Raw genomic sequence first — 24,909 nt, forward strand, 5'->3', positions numbered from 1 at the left:
CGCACGCCAGGCCATGGCGTGTCGGGTGGCAACACCTCGGTCCAGCATCATCGCGCGCGCGTATTGAGCCAGATCGAGCATTTGCCAACCGAGCACGGCAAGCAGGCCTGGCGCAAACCGATCGAGGCCATGGAAACGCTCGATCGGCACGTTGCACATTTGCCGCCCGCGCAATCCGTCAAGCTGCTCCAGCAGATGCAGGTCATCCTGAGTATCAAGGACAATCATGCGCGCAATCTCAACCTGGATCACTTCGTTGCCTCGCTCAAGCCGGCCGCCGTGCACGCGGGGCCGCCGAGGGGAACGTCTTCGCCGGCACCGCGCGTATCGACTGCACGGATGCCTGCCGCAACGCCGCAGCGCCCGGCCGCCGCACCGACCAAGCTGAGCTTTAAGGACCTTGAGGAGTTCGCCAGCCAGCGGCGGCGTCCGGCCACGCAGGCGCACGGGATGCCCGCGCGAGGGCCGCAGGCTGGCCGGCCGGCCAGCGCACCAGCCACGCCCGCACATGAGTACACCGCCCCGATGCGGACGCTGGCCGACTTCGAGCGTGAGGCGGAGGAAGAGGCTGCTTACCATGGCCACACGCATCCCGATTACAGTGGCGCCCGTGCGAACTTCGACAGCTATCTCGCGCGCCACAATCAGGCGCCGGAACGCCGCGCGCAGTCCGCACCGCCGCGCATGCAGCGCGTTGCTCCGTCCACGCTCGACCATGCGCAGCGCGCCCAGATTGCGCACGACGAAGACGAGCGTGCCCGCTACCACAACGAAAGGCCGAACTATCAGCAGGCCTACGCAGACCATGAGGCCCGCCAACCCGCTCCGGCTGCTGTTGGGCTCAGGCGCGCGGCGCGCCCGGCGCTCGCCAGTTGACCGCGAGCGAGCTGCAGTCGATTCACCACGAGGAAGATGAGCGCGCGAAGTACTTCAGCGAAAGCCCGGACCATGCGGGCGCGGAAGCCGCATACCGGGCGCGGCATGGGCTGTGATGGGTTTGTGCCGGGTCTGACTCGGTGCTGGGCGCGGGATATCTCGAACGTCGTCCTCGGCTAGCGCGATCCCCCAAAGAGCTGACTGACCACGCCGCGCAGCCAACGGTTGCCGGCTTCGTGGTGATACCGCGCATGCCAGTGCTGCCGCACGGCAAAGCCCTCCACCGGAAATGGACACGCGCGAACGGCCAGATCATTGGCCTGTGCGAGCGTCTCGCCAATGTGGCGGGGCAGCGTGGTAATCAAGTCCGTCGTTTGCACAATCGCGCCCAGCCCGAGGAACCCCGGCAGTTCCAGCACGACTTGGCGCTCGATGCGCTCGCGCGTCAGCGCCTGCTGAAGAAGCTGCGCCCCCGTGCCTGCGGTGACGGCGATGTGCCCCTCTGCGCAGTACTGCTTCACGCCAAACCGGGTGCGGATTCTCGGGTGATGGCGGTTGGCCAGGCATACCCAATCCTGCTCGTACAACTGCTGCTGATAAATGCTGCCGCTCAGCCACGGCACGTAGCCGATTGCCAGGTCGGCCTCGCCGGATTCGAGCGTGCGTTCCGTATTGCCGTCAATCCGGGCAGCCTCCAGCCGGACACCGGGTGCCTGGGCGCGAACGTGCGCCAGGAGACGCGGCAGCAGCGTGATGTGGCTCGCATCGGTCATGCAGATGCGAAAGCGCCGCTGCGCGGTTGCGGGGTCGAACGCAATTTCCCACGCAGTAAAACGCCTCAACGATTCGAGAATCTCCCGGCACGGCCCGATCAGGGCGTCGGCCTGCGGCGTGGGTGCCATGCCGCCCGGTGTGCGGATGAAGAGCGGGTCGCGTACGTAATCCCGCAGGCGGCCGAGCCAGATGCTGACGGTCGGCTGGCTCTGCCCGAGCTGCTCGGCGACCCGGCTGACGTTGCGCACGTCGTAGAGCAGGTCGAACAGCTGCAGCAGCTTCAAGTCGGGCAGATCGGCCAGCGACGCGGCACTATTGTCCATGGCAATAACGGTATTTTGATCATTGTATTGTCAGTATAAGTGCCGCCTCCTATCGTGCAACCACACGACAAGGAGACGCCATTGAAGATTGCGATTCTGGGCGCCGGCGCACTGGGCTGCGCCATCGGTGCCGCGCTCACGGAAGGGGGGCATGAGACCTGGCTGATCAGCCGTTCACCGGCGCACGTCAACGCCATGCGCGGCGAGGGCCTGCGAGTTGACGACGCGCAGGGCACGCGCCGCATCCCGGTGTTGGCAGCGACGCAGGCTGCGGAAGTTGGCGTAGCGGAATTGGTCATCGTGCTCGTCAAGTCCTTCCAGACCGATGCGGCCATGCGCGGCGCGGCCGCTCTGGTCGGGCCCGATACGCTGGTGCTGTCGTTGCAGAACGGCCTGGGGCACGAAGCGATCCTGGCGGACATCGTGGGCCGCGAACGGGTGCTGGCGGGCAAGACCTACGTGGGCGGCGTGTTGCGCGGCCCGGGGCACATTCAGTCCGGCGTGGTGGGCAAGGCAACGTACATCGGTGAACTCGACGGCCGCGTGACACCGCGTGCGCAGGCCATTGCGGACGCATTCAACGCAGCAGGGCTGGTAACCACCGTCAGCGAAAACATTGTCGGCACGATGTGGGACAAGTTGCTCGTGAACGTTGCCACGGGCGCGCTGACCGGCATCACTCGACTGACCTACGGTCAGCTCTACGAAGATGCGCTGCTCAAGGCCACCTCGCTTGCGGCAGTGGCCGAGGCCATCGCGGCGGCGCAGGCCGCAGGCGTGAAGTTATCGATGACCGATCCGGAGCAGGCCTGGACGCTTGCCGCCGAGGGCCTTCCCGCGGCGTTCAAGACATCGATGCTGCAAAGCCTGGAGAAAGGGTCGATCACCGAGATCGATTTCATCAACGGTTCGGTCGTGCGCTATGGGCAGCAGTACGGCGTGCCGACACCGGTCAATGCCACGCTGGTCGCTTGCATCAAGGGCATCGAGCGCGCGATGGCTGACCGCCAACGCGAGGAGACCGCCGCATGAGCGCCCCCAAGACCTATCTGGAACACGTTGCCATCTGGGTGAAGGACATCCAGTGGCACATCCGCTTCTTCGAAGACGTGCTGGGCATGACCCTGCGCGAGATCGACGGCACGCGAGAAGCGCCTCGGCAGTACTGGACCCTCGGCGGTCTGCAGTTCATCCACACCCCGGAGTTTGAAGGCCCCGAAGGGCGGCTGGCTCACCTCGGCGTGATGTGCGAAGACCTTGAAGCGGCGCTGGCGCTGGCACAGGGTTTCGGCGTGACCGAAATGCCGCAGGGCCGCAACTGGCTGCGCTTGCCGGACGGTCTGGCGGTCGAACTCATCCAGGCCAAGCCGGCGTCTTGCGTGGCGCAGGCGCTGGCCATCAACCCACGCGCACAGGCATGAACATGACCATGACCATCGTCGAAAAATATTGGGACGACGCCCACGAGGGCGACACGTGTGTGAGCCCCAGTTACACCGTCACGAAGGAACGCATCCTCGCGTACGCAGACCTCACGGGAGACCACACCCCCGTGCACGTGGATGAGGCCTATGCCAATGCCAGCCACTTCGGCTGCATCGTCGCGCATGGCTTGTTCGGACTGTCGATTGCCGACGGCCTGAAAACGCAGAGCGACTACCGTTTCCTGCCCGGCATGTCGCTCGGCTGGACGTGGGATTTTCTGCTGCCGATCAAGGTGAACGACGTGCTGCACGTGAAGTTCCGCGTGGGCGAGATGCGGGCAAGCAAGAGCCGTCCGGGCTGGGGCATCGTTGTGCTGCCATCGGAGCTGATCAACCAGGACGGTCAGGTGGTCCAACGCGGCGAGCATCGCCTGATGGTGCCGCGCCGGCCGGGAGCGTTCTGATGCAGGCCCGTCCTCTGGAAGGTATTCGCGTTGTCGACTACAGCCACTTTCTTGCCGGCCCCTACGTCGGCCGATGCCTGGCTGCGCTCGGCGCTGAAGTGATCAAGGTCGAGCGCCCCGGCACCGGCGACGCCGGGCGCCAGCACGCCACCGTGCTCGACGACCAGCAAAGCGGCTATTTCCTGCAGCTCAACATGGGCAAGCGCGGCGTGAGCGTCAACATGAAAGACCCGCGCGGCAAGGCATTCATGCAGCGCTTGTGCGATTCCGCAGACGTGTTCATCGAGAACTACCGACCCGGCGCGCTGGACAAGCTCGGGCTGGGCTATGCCGAGCTGTCGGCGCGCAATCCGGGCCTGGTCTATTGCTCGATCTCGGCCTACGGGCATACCGGGCCAGACGCGCATCGCGCCGGTTTCGGGCTGATTGCCGAAGCCAAGAGCGGCATCATGCAGATGGTCGGCACGCCCGGCGAGCGGCCGCCGCTGTTGCGCATCTCGCTCGGTGACATGTACACGGGCATCCACGCCGTTGCCGCCATCAACGCGGCCTTGCTGGGGCGCGTGAAGAGCCAGCGCGGACAGCACATCGACATGGCGCTGTACGACACGCTGGTGTCGATGCATGAATACGCCGTGCAGTGCTACACCCTGCAGGGCGTGCTGCCCGAGCAGACCGGCCATGACATGCCGACCTCGACGCTCTACGGCGTGTTCCGCGCGGCGGACGGTGACCTCGTGATCGCCGCGCAGGTGGACGACGCGTGGAAGCGCTTCGCTGCACTGGTCGAAGCGCATGGCGGCCCGGCGGGCTTTGGCGCCGACACGCGGTTTCATGCGGGCACCGGGCGCAACGCGCACCGCGCCGAAATCCTTTCTGTGGTGGAGCCCTGGGTGGCAGCACGTTCCGTGGCATCGGTGCTGGAACTGCTGGATGGCATCGATGTGCCGTGCGCCAAGGTGCAGCGCATCGACGAGGTGCTGGCCGATCCGCAAATTCAGGCGCGCGGGATGGTGGTCGAGCAACAGCACCCACGCTACGGCACGTTGCGCCTGCCCAACCTGCCGTTCAAGTTCTCCGACTGCGATACCACCGTGCGCGACGTGGCGCCCGACCTGGGCCAGCACAACGCCGAAGTGGCGCGCGACCTGGGTTTCAACGCAGACGAGATCCGCGCGATGCAGGCCGAAGGCGTTCTCTATTCGAAGCGAGTCAATGATGACTGACCACTATGCGGTGATCGGCAACCCGATCTCACACACCAAGTCGCCGCTCATTCACGGCCTTTTTGCGCAAGAGGCACAGCAAGACATGGAATACACGGCCATCGAGGGCCCGGTTGAGCCGGATACCGCGTTTGCCGATGTTGTGCGCACGTTCGCCGCGGGCGGTGGCAAAGGCATGAACGTGACGGCGCCGTTCAAGCTCAAGGCGTTTGCAATGGCCGATGAGCGCAGTGAGCGCGCAGCGTTGGCCGGTGCTGTCAACGCAATGAAGTTTGAAGGTGGCCGCATCCTCGCCGACAACTTCGACGGCATTGGGCTCGTTCGCGACATCGAGATCAACCTGGGGCTGCCGATGGCAGGCAAGCGCGTGCTGATGCTCGGGGCCGGCGGTGCGGCGCGCGGGGCTCTGCTGCCGTTCCTGGAGGCCAAGCCGGCAGAGTTGGTGATCGCAAACCGCGATGTCGCAAAAGCGCAGGCGCTGGCCGCGCAGGTCGCCGGGCGCGGCGCGGTCGTCGCCTGCGGATATGCCGACCTGGAGGCAATGGGCCGCTTCGATCTGGTGGTCAATGCCACCTCGGCCAGTCTCACGGGGGATCTGCCGCCCGTTCCGCCGAGCATCTTTCGCCCCGACGGGATGGCCTATGAACTGGCGTATGGCAAGCGCCTGACGCCGTTCCTGTGGCTTGCCCGCAACGCGGGTGTGCGCAATCTCGCCGACGGTGTCGGCATGCTGGTCGAACAGGCCGCTGAGGCGTTTGCGTGGTGGCGCGGCGTGCGTCCGGACACGCGTCCGGTGATCGATCGGCTGACCGTGCCGCTTGATTGAGTGAATCGACCACGGAGGCCCGAATGAAGCGCGTCCTGATGCTGCACGGCATCAATCACAACATGTTCGGCAAGCGCGACCCCGTGCAGTACGGAACGATCACGCTGGCCGAGATCGACGCAAGGTTGCAGGCGTTGGGCGCCGAACTTGGCGTGCAGGTGGAGTCGTTCCAGACGAACAGCGAAGGGGCGATGTGCGAGCGCATTCACCGTGCGTTCGAAGACGGCCAGGACGCCGTGCTGATCAACGCCGGCGCGTGGACGCATTACAGCTACGGCATTCGCGATGCGCTGGCGATCCTGACCTGTCCGGTCGTGGAATTGCATATGTCCAATATCCACGCACGCGAGCCGTTCCGGCATCACTCCGTGTTTGCCGACATCGTGAGCGGGCAGATCTGCGGGTTTGGCGTGCAGAGCTACCTCTTGGCGCTGCGCGCGGCGGTCTCGGCAATCGATCCAGCTTAGCCTCGGCCAATGCTATGGATGAAGCGTCTCGCCCTTGTTCAGCATGTCGACGAATTGAGCGATCTTCTTTGCGCGCGTTTCGGCCTTTTTCACGTTCTGGATCCTGAACAGAATCGCGTACCGGTTCTGGCCATTTAGCGTGGCGAAGAATCGCTTGGCCTTCGGGTTGGCGTCGAGAGCCTGCTGCAGATCATCGGGCACCGTGGATGCACTGGGAGACGAATAGGCAGCCTCCCAGCGGCCGTCCTGCTTGGCCAGATCGATGGCGCGAAGGCCGGCGGGGCGCATTCTCCCGGCGGCAATCAACGCTTCGGCCTTGGCGGTGTTGATCTTCGACCAGATGCTCTTGGCCGTCCGGGGCGTGAACCGCTGCAGCCAGTAGTGCTCGCTCTCCGCCTGCTTTTGCCCATCAATCCATCCGTAGCAGAGGGCGCTTTCAACGGCCTCTGCGTATGACACGGTGGATTGCTCGGCCGATCGCTTTGCGATGCGGAGCCAGACGCCGGCCGCTGCCTCTGCGTGGGTTTCCAGCCAGGCCTCCCAGGCTTCCTGGTTGGTGAAGGAAAGTGTTGGATCCGCCATTGGTTTGTCGCTAGCGTCATTCGCGCCTGAAACCGAGCACACCTCTGCCCATTGCATTTTCAGACACCAGTGGATTCGGCATCCAGGCCGTCCTCACTTCCAGCGTGTCTCCGTCCAGCGTATAGAAGCGTTCTTGCTCCGTGCCGTTCCAGGCTTCATTCCAGCACGCGTCGACCTTCGTGATGAAGCGATCGCCCTCGACCCGATACCGCCCGGTGTAAGCCACGATCGTGCGGAACAGCGCCGCCAGCTTCTCGTCTGTATTTCCCGGCTCGCGCACCTTTGCGGTGAGAAGCACCATCATGCGGCCGTCAGCGCCGAAGACCAATGAACCCTTGGGCTCCGCGCCCCAGGGCTGCGAGCGCTCCTTTGTGTCTTGAAGCTCGGTCTCGAAAGAGACCAGCCGCCAACTGCCGTGCAGCTTTGTGTCGTGTTCAGGCATATCGTGTCCTGTCGTCGTCCGTTGAACAGCTCGCCCCGGGGTTGACTCGGGCTTTGCCAGCGTCGGGATTTGCATATTAGTAGCAGCGCCATCCGAACGCCTGCACGCGCCGCGCCGCGCCGGACATCGGACATCGACCATCGGGGGGAGGGGCGCGCCATCCTTTAGAATCGCGGACTTTGCCCGTACTCCCATGTGGTTCAAAAACCTTCAGCTTCATCGTCTGCCGGCGCCTTGGGCAGTGACCCCCGACCAGCTTGAAAAGTGGCTGGCACCCCACGCGTTTCAACCGGGCAACAGCGTAGAGAAACAGACCTCCGGCTGGGCATCGCCGCGCGAGGATGGCGCGCTCGTGTATGCAAACAATGGGCAGATGCTGCTGACCTTTCGCGCTGAAAAGAAGCTGCTGCCGGCGTCCGTCATCAACCAGGTGACCAAGGCCCGGGCGGTAGAGCTGGAAGAACAGCAGGGTTTCAAGCCCGGCCGAAAGCAACTGCGCGAACTCAAGGAGCAGGTGACCGACGAACTGCTGCCGCGCGCCTTCAGCATTCGGCGCGATACGCGGGTGTGGATCGATACGGCAAACGGGTGGCTCGTGATCGATGCGGCTTCGCAGGCGGTGGCCGACGACGTGCGCGGCCTGCTCGTGAAGTCGATCGACCAGTTGCCGCTTACCAATGTGCACGTGGCGCATTCGCCGGTGGCCGCAATGACGGAGTGGCTGCTGTCCGGCGAGGCGCCTGGCGGCTTTACCGTCGACCAGGACGCCGAGTTGCGCTCGACGGGCGAGGGCGGCGCCACGGTGCGATACGTCGGCCATGCGCTGGAAGCAGAAGACATGCGCCGTCACATCGAAGCCGGCAAGCAGTGCATGCGGCTCGCCATGACGTGGGACGACCGCGTCTCCTTCGTGCTCACGCCGTCACTACTGATCAAGCGCGTGACGCCGCTCGACGTGATCAAGGAAGCCGAAGACCCCACCGCACAGAACGACGACGAACGTTTCGACTCCGATGTCGCGCTCATGACGGGCGAGTTGGCGCGGATGCTGAGCGACCTGGTCGACAGCCTGGGCGGCGATCAGCTCGACGCCGTGCAACAGGCCAAGGCGGCCTGAGCTTCGTCAGCCGGCTGGCGGTTGCCCCGTGAACACCGCCAGTTGCGCCTCGAAAGCGCGCTTGTATGCAGGGCGGGCTTCACCACGTGCGACATAGGCGGCGAGGCTCTGGAATTCGTCCAGAAGGCCCGATGGCCTCAGCCGGAGCAGCACCGACACCATCAACAAGTCCCCCGCGCTGAATGCGCCATCGAGCCAATCGGCATCGCCCAGCCGCGCAGACAGCTGATCCAGCCGACGGCGGATGCGGTCCATGACCAGCGGCAGGCGCTCGGGAGTCCAGGGCTTGTCGCCCTCCTGGAACTTGGCCGTGACCAGCTCAAGAATCGGCGGCTCGACGGTGCTGAGGGCCGCAAACATCCACGTGATCGCCCGTGCCCGGGCATGGCCGTCGTCTGGTAATAGAGCCGGGTGCCGCTGGGCGATATGGAACACGATCGCGCCGGTCTCGAACAGTGCCAGGTCGCCTTCCTCGTAGGTGGGAATCTGGCCGAACGGATGCAGGCGCAGGTGCGCAGGCTCTTTCATCGCCTGAAATGAGACCAGCCGGACGTTGTAGGGCTGGCCGGCTTCTTCCAGCGCCCAGCGAACGCGCGTGTCGCGCGCCAGTCCTTTGCCGCCATCGGGGGAGCGTTCAAAGGCGGTAATGGTGGGGATCATGCATGCGCTCCGATGTGTGGCCGGCGCCACCCCCAAAAACGGTGGTGCCTGCGCTTGTTTGGAGTCCAGGGTGCGGCGATACCACGTTGCCGTCGCCACGGCAGGGCTATCAAGAACGCCTTGCCGCGGAGCGCACCAAGAAGGCGCATGGTAGCGCGATCACCCCCTAGGGAGGGGGCTGCAGGGCCCGATAGGCAGCGGCTTTCCCACGTAAAATCCGCAAGCGCGCTGCCATGCTCGGCGCCCTGTTTTGATATCCGGATGCACGTCGATCTTCTTACCCTTTACCTCCTTGCCGTCGGGATCTTGCTCGCCAGCGCCGGAATGCTGTTCTGGGAGCATCGGACCAATCCCCGGCGCAGCAAGGCGTTGCGCCTGCTGGCGGCCGGGTTTGCGACGCTCGCGCTCGGCTGCACGGCCGTGCTGTTCCGCCATGCTGTGCCCGGCGCGATGGGCGCGGCACTCTGCAACCTCATCATGCTGTGCGGCTATCTGCTGGTGCTGTCCGGCGTTGCTGCGCTGAATGGGCGCCAGTATCGTGGCGCAGCAGCGGGCGTGCTCATCGGTATGGCCTTGATTTGGGCGATGTGGGGCGCGCAGAGGCAAGACCTGCTCTGGAACTACGTCAGCGCGATTCCGATCGCGTTGGTCAGCGCGATGACGGCCCGCGAAATGTGGCGATGCGACGCGATGATGCCGCTGCGCCCGCGGCAACTCGTGGTGGTGGTGACGACGTTGCATGCCGCGCTTTACCTGGCCCGCGGGCTTGCATTGCCCTGGCTCGTCGCGGCATATGGGCCGGCCATCCAATCGGCGGCCAGCAAGTTGACGATGATCGAAGGCGTCTTGTACGCGATGGTCCTGCCAATGACGCTGCTGAAGCTCATTCGCGACGAGGCTCACGGCCAGCTTCTGACCGAATCCCAGACGGACTACCTGACCCGTCTTGGCAATCGCCGCTGGTTCTTCGAGCAGGGCGCACGCCTGATTGACGGTATCGGCAGCAACCTCCCAGTCGCCACGCTCGTGTTCGACCTCGACCGGTTCAAGGCCATCAACGATCGCTACGGACACCAGGCCGGCGACACTGTCCTCAAGGTGTTTGCCGAAATCGCGCAGGGCGTGCTCGGCCCCGACGTGGTGCTTGCGCGCATTGGCGGCGAGGAATTCGCGGCGTTGCTGTTGGGCGATGACGCAGGCCATGCCAGAGCCCGGGGCGAGGCCGTGGCCAAGTGCTTTGCCGAGGCGGTTCAACGCCGCAGCGACAGCGCCGGGATTCTGGCCACAGTCAGCATCGGCATGGCCCAGTTCGACGCCGCCGCGCCGTCGCTCGCCGATGCCTTGGCGGCGGCAGACAAGGCGCTGTACCGCGCCAAATCGCTGGGCGGCAATCGGCTTGAAGTGGCGCAGACGGCCGGAGAGGTCGACGCGGCTGTGCTTTCGTAACGGACGACGTTGCTTAGTCCGCTCGCCCGGCGCGCAGATCGCTCTTGCGGATGAGCTGCAACAGCGTCTCCGCGGGCTTGCTCAGGCGCCGCGCAGCCAACGTGATGAATTCGATAGCGGGCAGCGGCGGCAAGACATCGCCATTGACTGGCGGCACGAGCCCGCCGCCAGCCAGATTCTGCGCACGGACGGTAATCCCCAACCCGCCGCGCGCCGCGGCAATACATCCGGAATGACTGCTGCTGGTGCAGACGATGCGCCACAGCCAGCCCGCTGCGGCCAGCGTGTCCAGCACGATCGAGCGCGTCACGCTCGGCTCGTTGACGAGGATCAGCGGCAGCGGCTGACTCACGTCGACCACGGTGCCGGGCCGGGCCAGCCATTCGAGCTGCCCGCGGAACAGCGGCACACCGCGTCGCCCGCCTTCGCGGCGCTTGCCGACAATCAGGTCCAGCGAGCCGTCTTCGATGCCTTCGTACAACTTGCTGGTCATGCCCATCGTGATCTCGAGTTCGACATCCGGATGCGTCGCCCGAAACGCTGCCAGCAGATTGGGCAGCGGCCCCTGCGCGAGGTCTTCCGACGAACCGAGCCGGACACGTCCCTGCAATCGCGGCGCACTGAACTGCAGCTCGGCGCGCGCCAGGGATTCGAGGATCAGCTTCGCGTGAACGAGCAGCGCCTCGCCGTCCGGCGTGAGCGACACCGAATGGGTATCGCGCACAAACAGCCGCCGGTTGACGCTGTGTTCCAGACGGCGGATGTGATCGCTGACCGACGATTGCGACAGGTCGAGCTGGCGCCCGGCCTCGGTAAAGCTATGAGCCGCGGCCACGGTGGCGAAGGTTTGGATCCAGACGGGATTGAGCATGCGCGCATTGTCATCGGAGTTTCCGATAACAGTCAACGTCTCTAGAGGGGTTCCCGATTGGCCGCTCGTCGGTAGCATTGCGGGTGGATGTCCGGCCCTTTCCGGACAGGCATTCCAGGATTCACATGCAGACCGCCTCAACTTCCGCCACTCCAGAGAGCACTTCCCAGAAGGCCATGCTGTGGATCGTCTTCGCCGGCTTTTTCATGCAGGCGCTGGACACAACCATCGTCAATACCGCGCTGCCGTCGATGGCGCGCAGCCTCGGCGAAAAGCCGCTCGACCTGAAATCGGTGGTGGTGGCTTACACGCTCACCATGGCGATGCTGACGCCAGCGTCAGGATGGCTGGCGGACAAGTTCGGCACGCGGCGCGTGTATTTCACCGCGATCCTGATTTTTGTTCTCGGCTCGGTGTTCTGCGCGACGGCGCATACGCTGCCGCAACTGGTGATCGCACGCGTGCTGCAGGGCGTTGGTGGCTCCATGCTGTTACCGATCGGCCGGCTCGCCGTGTTGCGCAATATTCCGGGCGAGCAGTACATCGCCGCATTGGCCTTCGTGTCGGTGGCGGGGCAGGTGGGGCCACTCCTGGGGCCGGCCCTCGGCGGCTGGCTTGTACAGGATGTTTCGTGGCACTGGATTTTCCTGATCAACGTGCCGGTGGGTTTCGTAGGGTTGTTTGCGGTACGGCGCTATCTGCCGCACGACGCCGTGCGCGCCGTGGCGCCATTCGACTGGCTTGGCTGCGGGCTGCTGTCGCTGTGCATGGTGGCGTTCTCGCTGGCGCTCGAAAACGGCGCGCAGAGCCCGTGGAGCGCGGTGCTGATCGCCGTGAGCGTGGTCAGCGCGCTGCTCTATATTCCGCACGCGAGGCGGCGGGCGGCGCCGCTGTTCCAGCTTGCGCTGTTTCGTGAACCGAATTTCAGCGTTGGGCTCGTCGGCAACCTGTTCTGCCGCATTGGCTCGGGCGCCGTGCCCTTCCTGCTGCCGCTGCTGTTCCAGTTGCAGCTTGGCTATTCGCCGTTCCATTCGGGGTTGCTGCTATTGCCGATTGCTATTGCCGGCATGCTCGCCAAGCGCTGGGTCGTTCCCCTCGTGAACCGCTTTGGATATGACGTGTTCCTGCAGGTCAACACGTGGGTGGTTGGCATCTCGATCGCCTCGTTTGCGGCCATGTCGCCGGGCTGGCCGCTGGCGCTGTCGATCGTGCAACTGTCGGTGTTCGGGTGGGCGAATTCGATGCAGTTCGCGGCCATGAACAGCATCACGCTCAAAGGCCTGTCGCACCAGGATGCCGGCAGCGGCAACAGTTTGTTCTCGATGGTGCAGATGCTCGCCATCGGCCTGGGCGTATCGATTGGGGGCGGGCTGGTCAGCCTGTTCTCGGTCAAGCTTGGCGTGGCAGCGCCGGCGTATCGGCTGGCATTCTTCACCATGGGCGTGGTGACCGTACTTTCTGCGTTCATCTTCCGCCGGCTGGATGCGCGGCCCAAACCGTCTCGTACCGAAAACGTGGAGGCCGAGGCAGTACAGGCGCGCTAACGATTGCAGGCGCTGCATCCGAGTTGCCAAGAGGCAACGGGACGAGCCGAGCGCGCGGTACGGCGCAAGTCGTCAGACGTAAAAGAGGTCGGTTGCACAGCGGACGTGCTGCGACGTGCGGGTTATGTTTTGACTAAATGCCCCGCAAAAGGGCTGGCAGGTCATCCGCGCATGCGCAGGAGATCTGCGTAAGAGACCAATTTGCGTTTTCCTGGTCCCAGCGTCTTGCGCTTCGACGCGGGGCGGGCGGGCTTGCTGCGCTCGAATTTGGCGGCCGCACGTGCATCTTCCTTGGCATGCACGGTGGCGGACTTGGCTTCCGCCTTGACGCGTTCTGCTTCGCGCCGTGCCGCAACGCGCTCCTCGCGGGCGACTTCCTGTGCGGCCGAGAGGATTTCTGCCTTGAGCAGATCACGTCGCTGTTTGGCGGCAACGCGGGCAGCCTGCAGTTGTTCCTTCCGTTGCCGGAGCCACTCTTTTCGGCTCACCGGCGCGGGCCGTGCCTCTGCCGGCACGCTGAGCCTCAAGGCGCGGCTGACGGCGACTTTCTCGGCGTGGATCTGGCGGCGCGGATCGTGTTTCGCATCACTCATGGTGCGTGACGCTCCCTGGCGGCAACGCTGTGCCGCCGTGTACCGGCAGCGGATGGCGGGTCATGGCGTTCATTCGAACAACCGTACCATAGGGCTTCATATCACGCAGGGGTGATGCCCGGTCCTCAGGCCTCCGGCAGTCCTGACGGCACGAGCGCAGGTGCGGAGCGGCCATGCGATTGACGCCAAAAGATACTGATCTGTATCATTTGGCGAGCACTGCACAGGAGGCGCAGCGTGAACCCGCAGAGAACGATCGACTACCGCTACCGGCCCACCTTCGAAAGCGCATTGCTGGGCACGGGGTTCTTCCTCTTCTGCGCGGTGTTTGCCGGCTATCTTGCCGTGGACAACGGCGCGGGCTGGATTCTCGATGGCCTGATCGCCCCTGATCTGGACGGCGCAGGGGTTTTCTGGTGGTTGATCGCCTTGGTCTCGCTGGGCTTTGTGGCGCCGGGGTTTGCCAGCATGCGGCTTGCGCTCGCGAAGGAGCGGTGCATCACGCTTTCGTCCAGCGACGTCGCCATTCCGGTGCGGTATTCCACGTCGGAGAAAACCGTTGTGCCGTTGCGCGACATCGCCGGCATGACGATGCAGACCGTGAAATCGTCCCGCATCCTGACCATCGTCAGCGGCGATGCCAAAACGCAGGTCTCGGAACGGCTCTTTGAAGACCGGGCCAGTTTCGAGGATTTCCTGACGCGGCTGCAGTTCCTGCTGCGGGCCGCGTAGCGGGGCGGCGGTGTTGCCGGGGCCCGCACACGCTTCCCGTTACTTCACAGGCGTCAAGATCGGCGCGCCCTTGTTCTTGATGAGCAGCACCACGAACTTGGCCGGCTGCGTCGCGCTGGCGTTGCGCCCCACGGTGTGGATGTCGTTGGGGCCTTCATGGAACGTATCGCCTGGCTTGAGCGTGGCCTCCTTGCCGCCCTTGACGCCCATGACGATGCTGCCCTCCAGCACGTAGACAAACGCGTGGGCGTCGTGGCGATGCACGGGGTCGACCGCGCCCGGCGGGTAGTCCACCACAATCATCTCCACTTCCTTGCCCGGGTATTCGGGCAGCGTATCGGTGCGCAACGGCGTGACGCTCGCCTGCGGTGCGGCCATCGCCGGCGCCACAGCCAGCAGGAGCGGCAGCATCAACGTTGCCGCACACGACACGACGGTTTTCATGGCTTTGAACGGCATGGCGTTACTCCGCGTGATTCCGGGCCAGCCATTGCTGGAAACCGAGTTGGCCGATGCGTGCCTCGCCCAGTGGCACGAGCGACAGTTCCTCGACCTGCCCGCCGACGTATCGCGCGTTCCGGTCTTTCACGACGGGGCGTGCATCGCCGACCGACTTCAGATAGCGCGCGACGGTTTCCGCGAAGGGTGCGCGGTCGGGGCCGGCAATGTCGATGGTGCTGTTCAGCGGGGCGCCCACGACAACCTCCGCGAGGATGGCCACGACGTCGTCCACGGCAATCGGCTGGAACAGGCCGTCGCCGATGCGTACCGTGCCGTCGTTGGTGCTGAGATCCGCAATGCCGCCGATGAACTCCATGAACTGCGTGGCACGCACGATGGTGTACGGCACGCCGGACGCTTCCACCGCTTCTTCCTGCGCGACCTTGGCGACGAAGTACGGGTTTTCGGGCATGCGATCGGTGCCGACAATCGACAGAGTCACGTGGTGGCGCACGCCGGCGGCCAGTTCTGCCTTGCCAAGGTTGCGAGCGGAGGTGCGGAAGAAATCGAGCACCGCCTGCGGCTCCCATGACGGCGGGTTGGTGACGTCCACGACCACGTCTGCGTCGACCAGCGCGTTGCTCAGGCCTTCGCCCGTGATGGTGTTGACCCCGGTGCGCGGGGAGGCGGCAACCGCCGTATGGCCGGCTTCGGCAAGCCGCTTGACAAGACGCGAGCCGATCAGGCCCGAACCACCGATAACGACAATCTTCATGACAGAGTCTCCTGAGGACGTGGATGAATGCGCATAGCGCTTGGATGGAGACAGTGTGGAAGAATCATGCCCCATGAGTAAGGGCCAAGAAATATCGATTTGACTAGGCCAAGTTCAGTTGCCGGAAAGATTGCCATGACCGTAAAAACGCCCGCCCTGAGCATCGAGATTGACCGACGGAAACCGGTGCCGATCTATCTGCAGATCTGCGAACGGTTTCGTACCGCCATCGCGGCGGGGCACTTGCGCCCTGGCGATCGCGTGCCCGCGTTGCGCGGCCTTGCCATGCAGTTGAATACCGCGCGAGGCACGGTGGAACTGGCTTACACGATCCTTGTGGGCGAAGGGTATCTGCTCATGCGCGGGGCGGCGGGGACCTTCGTGTCGCCGTCGCTGCCGGAAGCCGCCACGCGCGCGCAACGTGCGAAAGGCGGGCAAGACCGACCAGGCGCGCCGAGGGCGGAGAGCGCCCCGCAGGGCAGCCAGCCGATGCGGCGCGAACTCCCCATTGCCGTCGACATGAGCGGCGAGCCCAGGCCGCTGCAACCGGGGCTGCCCGCGCTCGACATGTTTCCGCGCAAGCTCTGGAACCGGCTGGTGTCACGCCGTGCGCGCAGCGGCGACCGCGCGATGCTTGCCTACCCGAATCCCATGGGCTATCCGGCGCTGCGCGAACACATCGCCACGTATCTCGGCCTGTCGCGCGGCGTCACGTGCTTGCCGGAACAGGTGTTCGTGACCAGCGGCTACCGTGCAACGCTCGAGCTTGTCTTGCGCAGCCTGGCGAGCCCGAACGACCGCATGTGGTTTGAAGACCCCGGCTACCTCCTTGCGCGCGGCTTTCTGTCCGAAACGGGCGTGCAGCTCGTTCCGGTGCCCGTGGATGAAGACGGCATCGATGTCGCGCGCGGCATGGAGCTTGACCCGCAGGCGCGCTTTGCGCTGGTCACACCGTCGCATCAGGCGCCGCTCGGCTACACGCTGTCGCTTGCGCGCCGCATGGCGTTGCTGGATTGGGCCGAGAAGGCATCGCGCTGGATCATCGAAGACGATTACGACAGCGAATTCCGCTACGTCGGTCGCCCCTTGCCGGCACTCAAGAGCCTCGACAAGAGTGACCGCGTGATCTACTGCGGCACGTTCAGCAAGGTGATGTTTCCCGGCTTGCGGCTGGCCTACGCCGTGGTGCCCGAGCGCGCCGTTGAACGCGTCCAGCGCGTGGCCGGCAGCATGAATGCCGGATCCCCCGCGTTGCTGCAGGCCGCCCTGGCCGACTTCATCGAGCAGGGGCATTTCGCCAGGCACATCAAGCGCATGCGGACGCTGTACGGAGAGCGGCGCACGCTGATTGCCGACGCGTTGAAGCAGGCGTTTGGCGACCGGATGATCGTCGACATGCCTCACGGCGGCATCCAGTTTCCAGTGCGCTTCACCGTCGGTCCCGATGGTCCGGTCGACGACGTTGCTGTTGCCATGCGCGCTCGCGACGCGGGGCTCGCCGTTGGCGCGCTGTCGTGGTGGTACGCCAATGCGCGTTTGCGGCACACGCCGCGCGGCTTGGTCATGGGCTTTGCCAACGTGGCCGACGCGAAGGACGCCGGGCGCCTTGCACGAGCGCTGCGAGCGTGTCTGGATGCCTCCCCAGGGGGCGCCGGTTCTGACTCGGCCAAGCGGCATCTCGGCCATTGAGCGATGGCGATGGAGGCCCCGCGCGTTTGTCGGGCGCCTCGTTTTTCCGGCGCCGGCAATACCATATGCGCTTCAATACGCAAACAAATTGCATCGCCGTTGGCGCAAAATAGCGGTTTGGGCGTCTTTTTGCGCCCCCTGCACCTCATGGAGACGGTATGAACAACGTTGTCGAATCGGCCATTTCGATCGAGAAGCGCCCGAACCCTGTTTCGGCGGAAGAGCGCGCGCGCCTGCTGGAAAACCCGGCTTTCGGCCGCGTATTCACGGATCACATGGCCACGATCCGTTACACCGAGGGCAAGGGCTGGCACGACGCCAAAATCGGCGCGCATGGCCCGATCCAGTGCGATCCGTCTACGCTGGTGCTGCACTACGCGCAGGAAATTTTCGAAGGCATGAAGGCCTACCGCCTGCCGGACGGCGGCGGTGCGCTGTTCCGCCCGGAAGCCAATGCGCGCCGGTTCCAGAACTCGGCCAAGCGCCTGGCGATGCCTGCGCTGCCGGAAGACCTCTTCCTGCAGGCCGTGCGCGAGCTGGTCAAGCTCGACCGCGACTGGATTCCGTCGGGGCAGGGCTCGGCGCTGTACCTGCGCCCGTTCATGATCGCCACGGAAGTCGTCCTGGGCGTGAAGCCGTCGGCTGAATACCTGTTCTGCGTGATTGCCTGCCCGGTGGGCGCGTACTTCAAGGGCGATGCATCGGCGGGCGTCACCATCTGGGTGTCCGACAACTACACGCGCGCCGCACCCGGCGGTACGGGCGAGGCCAAGTGCGGCGGCAACTACGCTGCCAGCCTGGTCGCCCAGGCCGAAGCCACGCGGGAAGGTTGCGACCAGGTCGTCTTCCTCGACGCGGTGGAACGCAAGTGGATTGAAGAGCTGGGCGGCATGAACGTGTTCTTCGTCTTCGACGATGGTTCGCTGCAGACGCCGCCGCTGACCGGCACGATCCTGCCGGGCATCACGCGCGACTCGCTCATCACGCTGGCGCGTGGCATGGGCCTGACCGTGCGCGAAGAGCCGTACTCCATCGACCAATGGCAGGCCGACGCGCAAAGCGGCCGCCTGCGCGAAGCCTTTGCCTGCGGCACCGCAGCGGTCGTCACGCCCATCGGCAAGGTCAAGGGCCACAACCACAACTTCACCATCGGCGATGGCAAGGCAGGCGAGTTGACGAGCAAGCTGAAGGCGGCGCTGGTGGACTTGCAGAACGGCCGCGCGCCGGATCCGCACGGCTGGCTCGACCGCCTGTTCTGAGCCGCGGATGGCCGAATCGCTTTCCGCGCCGTCCGTTGACGGCATCGAAGCCTGGATCACCACGCCCGATGGCCGGCTTTATGCCCGGCAATGGGGCGGCCCGGTGGACGATGCCGCCAAACCGCCCATCGTGCTGCTGCACGATTCGCTCGGCTGCGTGGCGCTGTGGCGTGATTTTCCGCAGCGTCTGGCGCAGTCGACCGGACATGCAGTCATCGCCTATGACCGGCTCGGCTTTGGCCAATCCGACGCATATCCCGGGCAGTTGGATCCCAGCTTCATTCAGCAGGAAGCGTACGGCGGCTTTGCCGCGCTGACGGACCAGCTTGGTGTGGACCGTTTCATCGTCTTCGGCCACAGCGTGGGCGGCGGCATGGCCGTGTCGATTGCCGCAGCGTATCCGGGCCGCTGCGCAGGCTTGATTACCGAGTCGGCGCAGGCGTTTGTGGAAGAGCAAACGCGACAAGGCATCCGAATCGCCCAGGCGCAGTTTGCCGAGCCTGGCCAGATGGGCCGGCTCGAGCGCTACCACGGCAGCAAGGCGCAATGGGTGCTGGATGCGTGGGTCAACACGTGGCTGTCTCCGGCATTTGGGCAGTGGTGCCTGGACGATGCGCTGCTTGCCGTGCGCAGCCCGGTGCTGGCGCTGCACGGCACCGAAGACGAATATGGCTCGACCGCGCAGCCGGAGCGCATCGTCACGCTCGCAGGCGCGCCCGCCACGCTCAAGCTCGTGCAGCGTTGCGGGCACGTGCCGCATCGGGAGCAGGAAGCTGCTGTGCTCGACGCCATCAACGTTTTCCTGAGCGCCTCCGCCTGATCCAGCCTCCGTTCAGGTGCGTCGCACCAAAATCGAACGACCGTTTTTAAATCGTTCGTTTCAATCGCCTGCTTTTTTCCCGCCTTCAGAGGGCTGCCCGGCGGCCCTTTTGTTTGGAGTTTCGCGCCTAGTTTCGGGCGTTGGTCTCTTCTCCTGCTGCGCCTATAACGCAGATGTCGGGCACGACCCCGGCGGCGCACGCATGTGCGTACACAAGCCAAGCCACCCAGCGGGGCAAAACAGGAGGAAGACACATGGCAACACCCGGCATGGTCGCGTCCGTGGAATGGACCGACGGCAAGCGCTATCTCTGGATGCTCGGCGCGCTCACCATCACGCTGCCCATCATCGCCGCCGTTTCGGCACTGGCGACGGGCTGGCATCCGCTCTGGTGGGCGGGGCCGTTCATCGTGTTCACGATCATCCCGCTGCTCGATTTCCTGATCGGCGACGACCGCGACAACCCGCCCGAAGACGTCGTCCCCACGCTGGAAAAACAGCGTTACTACCGCCGCATCGTCTACCTGGCGACCACCGTGCTCTACGTGAGCTTTGCGGTGGCGATGTGGGTGCTGCGCACGTATGACCTCGTCTGGTACGACTACATTGCGTTCGCGTTTTCGGTGGGCGTGGTGACGGGCATCTCCATCAATACCGCGCATGAGCTCGGTCACAAGACCGACGGCTTCGAGCGCTGGCTGGCCAAGATCACGCTCGCGCCCGTGGCGTATGGACACTTCTTCGTGGAGCACAACCGCGGCCACCACGTCCGCGTGGCTACACCGGCCGACCCGGCAAGCGCGCGTTATGGCGAATCGTTCTGGGAATTTCTGCCGCGTACGGTGGTGGGCAGCGTCAAATCGGCGTGGGCGTTGGAGAAGCGTCGGCTGGAGCAGCAGGGGCACTCGGTCTGGTCCTGGCGTAACGATGTGCTCAACGCCTGGGCGATGACGGTGCTGCTGTGGGGCGTGTGCATCGCGTTTGTCGGGCCCAAGGCGGTGCCGTTCCTGATCATCCAGGCCATCTACGGCGCATCGCTGCTGGAGGTGGTGAACTACCTGGAGCACTACGGCCTGTGCCGCCAGCAATTGCCCAGCGGCCGCTACGAGCGCTGCACGCCGCAGCATTCGTGGAACAGCAACCACGTGGTGACGAACCTGTTCCTGTATCAACTGCAGCGGCATGCCGATCACCACGCCAACCCGACGCGGTCATTCCAGGCGCTGCGGCACTTCGAGCATTCGCCGCAACTGCCAGCCGGCTATGCCGCGATGATCCTGATCGCCTATGTGCCGCCGCTGTGGTTCCGGGTGATGAACCCGCGCGTGGTTGCGCATTACAACGGCAACATGTCGCTGGCGAACATCAAGCCGTCAATCCGCGACAAGGTGCTCGCGCAGTATCCGGCGCGCGCCTGATTGCCGACTGGCCTGAGGTATGCCGCGGCTGGTGAGTTGTCGCCAGCCGATGCGACGGCGTTGGCGCAGAATGTCGAAGCGAACACTGCCCACGCCTGCCATGAACGCCGCCATTCCCGCCGCCCTGCTTGAACCCGCCCCCATCACCCTGCGCTCCAGCGACGGGCTCGCCTGGGACGGCTTTGCCGCCACGCTGCTCAGCATCCGTCCCGGGACGTACCGGGTGCCCGCCATGGCGCATCACCGGATCAGCGTGCATGTCGGCTCACCCGTGCGGGCGAATTGCGTATGCGATGGCCGCCGCTATTCGCGCATCCAGGCGCATGGCGATGCGGACGTCATTCCCGCCGGCGTGCCAGGCATGTGGACAGACGACGCCGACTGTCGGTTTCTGCGCATCGCCATCACCGACACGTTTGTGCGCGGTATCGGCGAACAGATTGGCGTGCGGGCCGACATCACGCCACGTCTGCACTGGCGCGATGCGCGCGTGCAGCATCTTGCCGCGGCGCTGGGGGCGGAGCTTGAAGCGGAAGACGCGTCCGATGCGTTGTATGCGGAAAGCCTGTGCACCGCACTGGTCGTCCGTCTGCTGAACAGCAGTCGGGATGTGTCCAACAACGCTCGCACGCTGGCGCCCCGCGTGGCCGCGCGCGTGATCGATTACATCGAAGCCCATCTGCACCAGCGCCTGACGCTGGCTGAACTGGCGGCACAGGCTGGCTTGAGCGTGCCGCATTTCAACGCGCTGTTTCGTGCAACGCTCGGCGTGCCGGCGCATCGCTACGTCGTGCAGCGCCGGGTGGAGCGCGCGAAAGCACTGCTGCTGGAAGGCCCCCGCAGTGCGTCGCAGATCGCGCTTGAAGTGGGCTTTGCCCACCAGAGCCATCTGACGCAGTGGATGCAGCGGCTGCTCGGCGTGACGCCACGTGAGGTCATCCGAGCCGGCAAGGCGTCGGCCGCTGCCTCCGACACGCCCGCCGCGTAGTCCATCCACCGAATCTGCCAAATTCCTCCGTTCCTGCAAGTCGGGTTTGCGGTGGCGCCCTAAGCTCGTGCCTCCTACTTGAGAGGAGCACGAACATGTTTGTCATCTTTGGGGCGTCGGGCAAGGTCGGCCACGTGACCGCCACGGCGCTGCGCAACGCGGGCCGGCCGTGCGCGTAGTGGTGCGTCATGCCCGGCAAAGCGAGGCGTTGGCCAAACTCGGCTGCGACATCGCCGTTGCCGACCTGACCGACGCCGCCTCCGTCGCATCGGCCATCAAGGGCGCCACGGCTGTGCAAATCCTGTGTCCGGTGCCGGCGCGCGATGCGGACCCAGCGTCGACCATGGAGCGCATGATCGACGTGGCGGCCGGTGCGTTGCGCGCCAACCCGCCATCGGCTGTCCTGGCCCTGTCGGACTACGGCGCCGAGCTGGAGCGGGGCACCGGCCTGACGCAGTTGTTTCATCTCCTGGAAGCGCGGCTCAAGCCGCTGGCGACCCATCTGACGCTGCTGCGTTCGGCTGAGCATGCGCAGAACTGGGCGGCGATGCTGCCCGTCATGTTGGCGACGGGGCGGCTGCCGAGCCTGCGCCATCCCCTTGACCGCGCGTTTGCGACCGTCGCCACACAGGATGTGGGCGCCTTGGCCGCTGAGTTGTTGCTCGGAGCGCCATCGACCAAGACCCCGCGCATCGTCAGCGTGGAAGGCCCGCGCCGCGTGAGCCTGATCGATGTCGCACGCGCATTCAGCGCCGTCGTGGGCCGCGAGATTGTCGCCGACGCCGTGCCGCGCACCGCGTGGGCGCCGATGCTGCAGCGTGCCGGTCTGAGCGCGAACCATGTGCAACTGCTGACCGAACTCTACGACGCGGTGAACGCCGGGCAGATCGACGTGGAGAAGGGCGTATCCGAGCAGCGTTTCGGCAAGACGGAGCTGCACGATGTGTTTGCCTCGATGCTGGCGCACGTGAAATCGAGGTAGCGGGGGCGTCCGGGCGTCTGGCTGGCGCGGCACTTTGCGCCTATCCTTCGCAGCATTGCTCAAGCCGACGCCCCGAGCGGGCGAGGAGGCCACCGTGAGGATTGCCCCACGCTGTCTTGTCCTGGCGCTGCTGCTGACCGCGCCCGCCGCCCACGCTGAAGATGACCTGCAGAATCGCGGTCACGACCCGTTCTTCCAGATTTCTTCCGGTGTTGCCAACTGCCCTGAGCCTGCCGGCCCGCGCATCAGCGAAGCCGAATGGAAGCGCGATTCGCATCACCGCATCGAGCATGGCAACCATTGCTGGGTCGAAGGCCGGTGCCGCTTGCCCAACGCGTTTTCTTACGACGACGAGATTGCCGAGACGGCGAAGCGGCGTCTGCAATGGATGTCCATCCACGTGCCGGGGTGGAAGCAGAACACCACGCTCTGGGTGACGATATGGCAGCGCTGGATGCTCGTGCAGGGCTGCGTGGCGCCGGGCTACACGTTGGCGCCGTTCATGACCGCGCTGCGCGAGGTGCCCGATGTGGAACGCTTCATCGACGAGACAACGACGCACCCCGAGCGCGGTGTGCCGTATGCACTGTTTCGCGCCGGTGCGGTGGTGCCCGGCGGCGCGAAAACGCCTGCATCACCGGTCAGGCCGTAAGGATCACTTCAATCTTCAGGCAAACCACCCCAGCGCCAATGCCGCCACGGCCGGCACCGTCTGCACGAAGAGAATCCGCTTGTTGACGGTGATGGCGCCCCAGATGCCGGCCACCGCCACGCAGATCAACCCGAAGAGCGCAAACGCAGCGTTGATGGCCGGGTCCGGTGCGATCAGCCCAATGACGAGCGCCGCCACCAGAAAACCGTTGTACAAGCCCTGGTTGGACGCCATGGCGGCTGTCTCAGCGGCTTTCTCGGGCGTCATGCGGAACACCTTGGGCCCGCGCGTCTTCCAAAGCACCATTTCGAGTACGACGATGTATACGTGGATCAGCAGCACCAGCAGGTAGACGATGAGGGCGAGGGTTTTGATCATGGGATGCAATCAGATGTGAACGTGCCGCCATGATAGTGACTTTGCCCGGCGCACCGGTAACCCTGAGGGAGGGGTATTGGCAAGGCAAAGACCGCGCGAAGCATCATTGCAGCCGATGCGCCGGCTGCAAATTTCATCGTCCCGGACTATCCTGTGCGCTTTCGTTCCAGGCAGAGGAGCCATCGCATGACAACATCGCAAGGATCCATGATTTCGTTCAAGCGCCCGGATGGGCAGGAGCTCCAGGGTTATCTGGCCAAGCCGGCGAAGGCGGAGGGCGCCCCGGGCATCGTCGTCATCCAGGAGTGGTGGGGCCTGAACGACCAGATCCGCGGCGTGGCCGACCGCCTCGCGCGCGCGGGTTACGTGGCGCTGGTGCCCGACCTCTATCGCGGCACCATGACGGTGGAAGAGGAAGAAGCGCACCACCTGATGACCAACCTCAACTTTGGCGACGCGGCCACGCAGGATGTGCGCGGCGCCGTGCAATATCTCAAGCAGACCTGCGCCCGCGTGGGCGTGACGGGCTACTGCATGGGCGGCGCGCTGACGCTCCTGACGCTGAGCAACGTGCCGGAGGCGGACGCCGGCGTGGTGTGGTACGGCTATCCTCCGCTCGAATACATCGACGCCTCGAAGATCAAGGTGCCGGTGCAGGGCCACTGGGGCACGCAGGACACCGCCTTCAAGATCGAAGGCGTCGATGCGTTGGAAAAGAAGCTCGTCGATGCCGGCGTCGATGTCGACTTCCATCGTTATCTCGCGCATCACGCATTCGCCAATGAAACGGCCGTGGGCGAAAACCGCATCGCCATCACGCAATACGACCCGGTGTGGGCGCAACACGCCTGGGACCGCGCGCTGACGTTCTTCGGCCGCACGCTCTGGTAAGCCCACACAGGACGGCGGGTTTGGCGGTACGGCGCGATCACGAAATGCTGCAATTTCGTATGTGGGCTGCGCCGCTGCCGCCGCTATAATTCACGGCGCTGCCGCACCAACGGTAGCTGGGTTTCGCAGCCTATCTTTTCCCGTATGGCCGGACGGCCGCCTTGTGCGGCTTTTTCACGTCCGCGCTCGCGCACGCTTGTACTTTGGCGGGCCGGGCAGGGAGACCGAAAGGTCTGCCGGCGTCCTACG

26 protein-coding genes and 2 pseudogenes are annotated in these 24,909 nt (G+C 65.0%); 19 read left to right on the top strand and 9 right to left on the bottom strand.

Going from position 1 to position 24,909, the window contains the following annotated elements; translation table 11 throughout:
* Positions 1 to 876, top strand: a pseudogene (locus FUT88_RS26265) (hypothetical protein); the annotation flags it as partial.
* A gap of 176 nt (positions 877 to 1,052) precedes the next feature.
* On the opposite strand, the gene FUT88_RS20620 reads toward FUT88_RS26265, so the two are convergent.
* On the bottom strand, positions 1,053 to 1,973 hold the full coding sequence (locus FUT88_RS20620; RefSeq protein WP_092972112.1) for a LysR family transcriptional regulator: 921 nt from the start codon (positions 1,971 to 1,973) through the stop codon (positions 1,053 to 1,055).
* An 81-nt stretch (positions 1,974 to 2,054) separates the two neighbouring features.
* On the opposite strand from FUT88_RS20620, the gene FUT88_RS20625 reads away from it, so the two are divergent.
* The 6 genes from FUT88_RS20625 to aroQ are packed head-to-tail and all read left to right on the top strand — an operon-like array spanning position 2,055 to position 6,380.
* Positions 2,055 to 3,005, top strand: a complete 951-nt coding sequence (locus FUT88_RS20625) for a ketopantoate reductase family protein (protein ID WP_147217897.1) — start codon at positions 2,055 to 2,057, stop codon at positions 3,003 to 3,005.
* Entirely contained in the window at positions 3,002 to 3,394 is a 393-nt protein-coding gene (locus FUT88_RS20630; protein ID WP_147217899.1) for a VOC family protein, read from the top strand. The genes FUT88_RS20625 and FUT88_RS20630 overlap by 4 nt, the downstream gene beginning before the upstream one ends.
* An 8-nt stretch (positions 3,395 to 3,402) precedes the next feature.
* Positions 3,403 to 3,861, top strand: a complete 459-nt coding sequence (locus FUT88_RS20635; protein WP_147217952.1) for a MaoC family dehydratase — start codon at positions 3,403 to 3,405, stop codon at positions 3,859 to 3,861.
* Positions 3,861 to 5,087 (top strand): CaiB/BaiF CoA transferase family protein, encoded by a 1,227-nt coding sequence (locus FUT88_RS20640; protein ID WP_147217901.1) that lies wholly within the window; start codon positions 3,861 to 3,863, stop codon positions 5,085 to 5,087. Before FUT88_RS20635 ends, FUT88_RS20640 begins: the two co-directional genes overlap by 1 nt.
* Positions 5,080 to 5,913 (top strand): shikimate dehydrogenase, encoded by an 834-nt coding sequence (aroE, locus tag FUT88_RS20645; protein ID WP_147217902.1) that lies wholly within the window; start codon positions 5,080 to 5,082, stop codon positions 5,911 to 5,913. Before FUT88_RS20640 ends, aroE begins: the two co-directional genes overlap by 8 nt.
* A 23-nt stretch (positions 5,914 to 5,936) precedes the next feature.
* Positions 5,937 to 6,380, top strand: a complete 444-nt coding sequence (gene aroQ / locus FUT88_RS20650) for a type II 3-dehydroquinate dehydratase (protein ID WP_147217904.1) — start codon at positions 5,937 to 5,939, stop codon at positions 6,378 to 6,380.
* A 12-nt stretch (positions 6,381 to 6,392) separates the two neighbouring features.
* On the opposite strand, the gene FUT88_RS20655 is transcribed toward aroQ, so the two are convergent.
* Positions 6,393 to 6,962, bottom strand: a complete 570-nt coding sequence (locus FUT88_RS20655; protein WP_147217954.1) for a YdeI/OmpD-associated family protein — start codon at positions 6,960 to 6,962, stop codon at positions 6,393 to 6,395.
* Positions 6,963 to 6,978: 16 nt separating this feature from the next.
* Positions 6,979 to 7,404 carry a lipocalin-like domain-containing protein gene (locus FUT88_RS20660; RefSeq protein WP_147217906.1) on the bottom strand — a complete coding sequence of 142 codons (426 nt, stop codon included), beginning with the start codon at positions 7,402 to 7,404 and terminating at the stop codon, positions 6,979 to 6,981.
* 193 nt (positions 7,405 to 7,597) lie between these two features.
* Here FUT88_RS20660 and FUT88_RS20665 point away from each other — a divergent pair, with 193 nt between their 5' ends.
* Positions 7,598 to 8,521, top strand: coding sequence for a recombination-associated protein RdgC (locus FUT88_RS20665; RefSeq protein WP_147217908.1), 924 nt, complete (start codon positions 7,598 to 7,600; stop codon positions 8,519 to 8,521).
* 6 nt (positions 8,522 to 8,527) lie between these two features.
* Here FUT88_RS20665 and FUT88_RS20670 read toward each other — a convergent pair whose 3' ends face one another.
* Entirely contained in the window at positions 8,528 to 9,181 is a 654-nt protein-coding gene (locus tag FUT88_RS20670; RefSeq protein WP_147217910.1) for a glutathione S-transferase family protein, read from the bottom strand.
* Positions 9,182 to 9,442: 261 nt separating this feature from the next.
* Between FUT88_RS20670 and FUT88_RS20675 the strand changes: the two genes are divergently transcribed.
* Positions 9,443 to 10,627, top strand: a complete 1,185-nt coding sequence (locus FUT88_RS20675; RefSeq protein ID WP_147217956.1) for a sensor domain-containing diguanylate cyclase — start codon at positions 9,443 to 9,445, stop codon at positions 10,625 to 10,627.
* A gap of 13 nt (positions 10,628 to 10,640) precedes the next feature.
* On the opposite strand, the gene FUT88_RS20680 is transcribed toward FUT88_RS20675, so the two are convergent.
* Entirely contained in the window at positions 10,641 to 11,498 is an 858-nt protein-coding gene (locus FUT88_RS20680) for a LysR family transcriptional regulator (RefSeq protein WP_147217912.1), read from the bottom strand.
* An 83-nt stretch (positions 11,499 to 11,581) separates the two neighbouring features.
* Here FUT88_RS20680 and mdtD point away from each other — a divergent pair, with 83 nt between their 5' ends.
* On the top strand, positions 11,582 to 13,042 hold the full coding sequence (mdtD, locus tag FUT88_RS20685) for a multidrug transporter subunit MdtD (RefSeq protein ID WP_261797236.1): 1,461 nt from the start codon (positions 11,582 to 11,584) through the stop codon (positions 13,040 to 13,042).
* A 161-nt stretch (positions 13,043 to 13,203) separates the two neighbouring features.
* Here mdtD and FUT88_RS20690 read toward each other — a convergent pair whose 3' ends face one another.
* Positions 13,204 to 13,635, bottom strand: a complete 432-nt coding sequence (locus FUT88_RS20690) for a hypothetical protein (protein WP_147217914.1) — start codon at positions 13,633 to 13,635, stop codon at positions 13,204 to 13,206.
* Positions 13,636 to 13,872: 237 nt separating this feature from the next.
* Between FUT88_RS20690 and FUT88_RS20695 the strand changes: the two genes are divergently transcribed.
* Positions 13,873 to 14,367 (top strand): hypothetical protein, encoded by a 495-nt coding sequence (locus FUT88_RS20695; RefSeq protein ID WP_147217916.1) that lies wholly within the window; start codon positions 13,873 to 13,875, stop codon positions 14,365 to 14,367.
* Positions 14,368 to 14,406: 39 nt separating this feature from the next.
* Here the strand turns inward: FUT88_RS20695 and FUT88_RS20700 are convergent, their stop codons facing one another.
* Positions 14,407 to 14,811 (bottom strand): cupin domain-containing protein, encoded by a 405-nt coding sequence (locus FUT88_RS20700; protein ID WP_147217961.1) that lies wholly within the window; start codon positions 14,809 to 14,811, stop codon positions 14,407 to 14,409.
* 19 nt (positions 14,812 to 14,830) lie between these two features.
* A complete protein-coding gene (locus FUT88_RS20705; protein WP_147217917.1) occupies positions 14,831 to 15,583 on the bottom strand; it encodes an SDR family oxidoreductase in 753 nt (250 codons plus the stop codon).
* Positions 15,584 to 15,718: 135 nt separating this feature from the next.
* Between FUT88_RS20705 and FUT88_RS20710 the strand changes: the two genes are divergently transcribed.
* The 7 genes and pseudogenes from FUT88_RS20710 (at position 15,719) to FUT88_RS20740 (ending at position 23,391) form a co-directional block, all read left to right on the top strand.
* Positions 15,719 to 17,272 carry a PLP-dependent aminotransferase family protein gene (locus FUT88_RS20710; protein ID WP_147217919.1) on the top strand — a complete coding sequence of 518 codons (1,554 nt, stop codon included), beginning with the start codon at positions 15,719 to 15,721 and terminating at the stop codon, positions 17,270 to 17,272.
* Between the two features lie 158 nt (positions 17,273 to 17,430).
* Positions 17,431 to 18,531, top strand: coding sequence for a branched-chain amino acid aminotransferase (locus FUT88_RS20715; RefSeq protein WP_147217921.1), 1,101 nt, complete (start codon positions 17,431 to 17,433; stop codon positions 18,529 to 18,531).
* 7 nt (positions 18,532 to 18,538) lie between these two features.
* On the top strand, positions 18,539 to 19,351 hold the full coding sequence (locus FUT88_RS20720) for an alpha/beta fold hydrolase (protein ID WP_147217923.1): 813 nt from the start codon (positions 18,539 to 18,541) through the stop codon (positions 19,349 to 19,351).
* A gap of 254 nt (positions 19,352 to 19,605) precedes the next feature.
* Positions 19,606 to 20,769, top strand: coding sequence for an alkane 1-monooxygenase (locus tag FUT88_RS20725; RefSeq protein ID WP_147217925.1), 1,164 nt, complete (start codon positions 19,606 to 19,608; stop codon positions 20,767 to 20,769).
* Between the two features lie 100 nt (positions 20,770 to 20,869).
* Positions 20,870 to 21,757, top strand: a complete 888-nt coding sequence (locus FUT88_RS20730) for a helix-turn-helix domain-containing protein (RefSeq protein ID WP_147217927.1) — start codon at positions 20,870 to 20,872, stop codon at positions 21,755 to 21,757.
* Positions 21,758 to 21,852: 95 nt separating this feature from the next.
* Positions 21,853 to 22,739 (top strand): annotated as a pseudogene (locus FUT88_RS20735) (NAD(P)H-binding protein).
* A 94-nt stretch (positions 22,740 to 22,833) separates the two neighbouring features.
* The gene (locus FUT88_RS20740; protein ID WP_147217929.1) at positions 22,834 to 23,391 is read left to right on the top strand and encodes a BON domain-containing protein; all 558 of its coding nucleotides are present in this window, start codon (positions 22,834 to 22,836) and stop codon (positions 23,389 to 23,391) included.
* A 15-nt stretch (positions 23,392 to 23,406) separates the two neighbouring features.
* Here FUT88_RS20740 and FUT88_RS20745 read toward each other — a convergent pair whose 3' ends face one another.
* Positions 23,407 to 23,769 (bottom strand): DUF1304 domain-containing protein, encoded by a 363-nt coding sequence (locus FUT88_RS20745; protein WP_147217931.1) that lies wholly within the window; start codon positions 23,767 to 23,769, stop codon positions 23,407 to 23,409.
* A gap of 186 nt (positions 23,770 to 23,955) precedes the next feature.
* Here FUT88_RS20745 and FUT88_RS20750 point away from each other — a divergent pair, with 186 nt between their 5' ends.
* Entirely contained in the window at positions 23,956 to 24,660 is a 705-nt protein-coding gene (locus tag FUT88_RS20750) for a dienelactone hydrolase family protein (RefSeq protein ID WP_147217933.1), read from the top strand.
* Positions 24,661 to 24,909: the final 249 nt, after the last annotated feature.

This window comes from Ralstonia sp. TCR112, assembly GCF_007997035.1.
Lineage (GTDB): Bacteria > Pseudomonadota > Gammaproteobacteria > Burkholderiales > Burkholderiaceae > Ralstonia > Ralstonia edaphi.